The sequence below is a fragment of the Coriobacteriia bacterium genome (genome assembly GCA_034370385.1).
Lineage (GTDB): Bacteria > Actinomycetota > Coriobacteriia > Anaerosomatales > PHET01 > JAXMKZ01.
Window position 1 is genome coordinate 1 of record JAXMKZ010000008.1, and the last position, 2,361, is coordinate 2,361.

Consider the following 2,361-nt stretch of genomic DNA (forward strand, 5'->3'; position numbering starts at 1 on the left):
AATTTGGGTTTTTAAGGACTGACTAATTAGTAGTAATTTCAAAGAACGAAAAACACAACGTATGTTCTCTGCCTGCCTGTAGGCTGGTTAATTGCGCAAGCAAGGTTGATAGTCAGGAATATAATCAATGTTGGTCTTCAAGTTAGGTTGGCAAAACTTAGTTGCTATCTGAAGGAGTTATATAAAAAATATTTAGACAAAGAAGAATAGACATGAAATATTTAAATAAAGAAGAAAAAGAATTAGTAGAGTCCTACGAAAAAGGTGACTGGAAGCCTATTAAAAAGGAAGATCAAAAAGTTTATGTAAAAGCTGCAAAAGAAAGTATATCTAAGAACAAAAGAATAAATATTCGCTTAACTTTAAAAGATTATCATGATATACAAGTAAAGGCAGTTGAAGAAGGGATTCCCTATCAAACATTAATTTCCAGCATAATCCACAAGTATAATAAAGGAAAATCAAAATCTTCACAAACATAGAGAAGCTGTATAACCCGTGCCTATTAGTGAACTCACTTTAGTTGAGGACTGAGAATAAGCCCAAAGCGAGGTGCTTGTTTTTGTAAAAGCTTTGTTGAACATTTAGTTTAGCAGCCAATAAGCACTGCGGTAGCAGACATATAACTAGTCTTCCCTTAAAAACCCTTTAACATATTAAATAATAAGGTGTTAGTGGAAATATTACTTGTAAAATAATGCAAGATATATTAGCTTTAAATCAAAAACCTTGCAGATTATATGTTAAAAAAAGTAGTAGAAAAGACACAAATCAGTATGTTCTTCTCCCTAAAGGACACAATTAATCAGAATCATCCCCTATACATTTTGGCAAATAGAATTAATTGGTTGCAATTTGAAGATGCTTTCAGTCCTCTTTACTGCCCAAACAATGGACGTCCTGCCCTTCCAATCCGCTTGATGGTCGGACTATTGATATTAAAGCACATCCGTAACATCTCAGATGAAAGCGTGGTAGAACAATGGTCGGAAAATCTGTACTACCAGTATCTATGCGGCGGGTCTGAATTTATTGCTGATAGTCCTTGTGAAGCCTCTGAGTTGGTACATTTCCGTAATCGAATAGGAGAGGCGGGGATAGAACTTATTTTGAAGGAAAGCATTCGCATAAACGGAAGTGATAGCTTTGATCCAAATGTAAGCATAGACACAACAGTACAGGAGAAAAACATAACCTATCCAACAGACAACAAATTACACAGAAAAATAATAACAAAATGTAAAGCAATATCAGAAAAGGAAGCTCTACCGATTCGTCAGACTTACACCCGAACTCTAAAGAAACTCGGGTTAGATCAACGGTTTCGTAACCATCCTAAAAACAAAGGCAAGGCACGCAAAGCAGACAGGAAAGTAAAAACGATTGCGGGTAGATTAGTAAGGGAATTAGAGCGTAATTTACTGCCAAATTCACCATATCAATGTGATTTAGAATTGTTTAAGAGGGTGTTAAGCCAGAAAAAAGAAGATAAGAACAAAGTATATTCTTTACACGAGCCAGAAGTTCAATGTATATCTAAAGGTAAGGAACACAAGAAATATGAGTTCGGTAATAAAGTATCAATCATATTGACACAAACAACCGGTGTAATTGTAGGTGCATTAAGCTTCAGGAATCCCTATGATGGTCATACACTAAAGCCGGCATTAGAGCAAGCCGAAAAGATGTTGGGAAGAAATAGTATAAAAACTGCAACAGCCGATAGAGGATACAGAGGAGCCATAAGAATAAATGACGTAGAGATTCAAACACCAAAACCCTTTAATAATAAAACTCAGACGAAGTATAAACAGAACAAGTTAAAAAAACAGTTCCAAAAGAGAGCAGCAATAGAACCGATAATAGGACATCTAAAAAGTGACCATAGATTAAGTCGCAATTTCTATAAGGGAGAAATTGGTGATGCTATAAATGTGATGCTTTCTGCTGCAGCATTTAATTTCAAAAGGATGATGAGAAAATGGCAGTCATCTTTTTTACACTTTTTTTATCGCTTTTTCATTACACCAATTTTCCAGTTTTTCCATCAGAATTTACACTTACCCAAAACAAATTTGGGTTTTTAAGGACTGACTATTTAGCTTTTGCGACCCTTGCGTTTATTTCCTTTGCGGGCTTTGCGGTTAATTTATAATCTTTCTTAACCGCAAAGCTCGCACAAATATGGTAGTTTAGCTCATTTTCTGAAACGCTAAACCCATCTGACAATATGTCAAACCGCATCATTTAGTAGCCAACCCACTTCATTGAATAGTTAATCCCCTCCGCCGTCAAGTTAATCCCCTCCGCCGTCAAGTTAATCCCCTCCGCCGTCAAGTTAATCCCCTCCGCCGTCAAGTT

The 2,361-nt window shown here is 36.0% G+C and carries 2 protein-coding genes; both read left to right on the top strand.

Features of this window, described 5'->3' with window-relative positions; all coding sequences use genetic code 11:
* Window positions 1–212 precede the first annotated feature (212 nt).
* Window positions 213–482 (top strand): antitoxin, encoded by a 270-nt coding sequence (locus U1E26_02725; GenBank protein MDZ4168558.1) that lies wholly within the window; start codon window positions 213–215, stop codon window positions 480–482.
* A gap of 258 nt (window positions 483–740) precedes the next feature.
* Window positions 741–2,087, top strand: coding sequence for an IS5 family transposase (locus tag U1E26_02730; protein ID MDZ4168559.1), 1,347 nt, complete (start codon window positions 741–743; stop codon window positions 2,085–2,087).
* The last annotated feature ends 274 nt before the right edge of the window (window positions 2,088–2,361 follow it).

What these genes read in the sequence shown, in the direction of transcription:
- U1E26_02725 (MDZ4168558.1), top strand. Translation starts at nt 213, where the DNA reads ATGAAATATTTAAATAAAGAAGAAAAAGAATTAGTAGAGTCCTACGAA.
- U1E26_02730 (MDZ4168559.1), top strand. Translation starts at nt 741, where the DNA reads ATGTTAAAAAAAGTAGTAGAAAAGACACAAATCAGTATGTTCTTCTCC.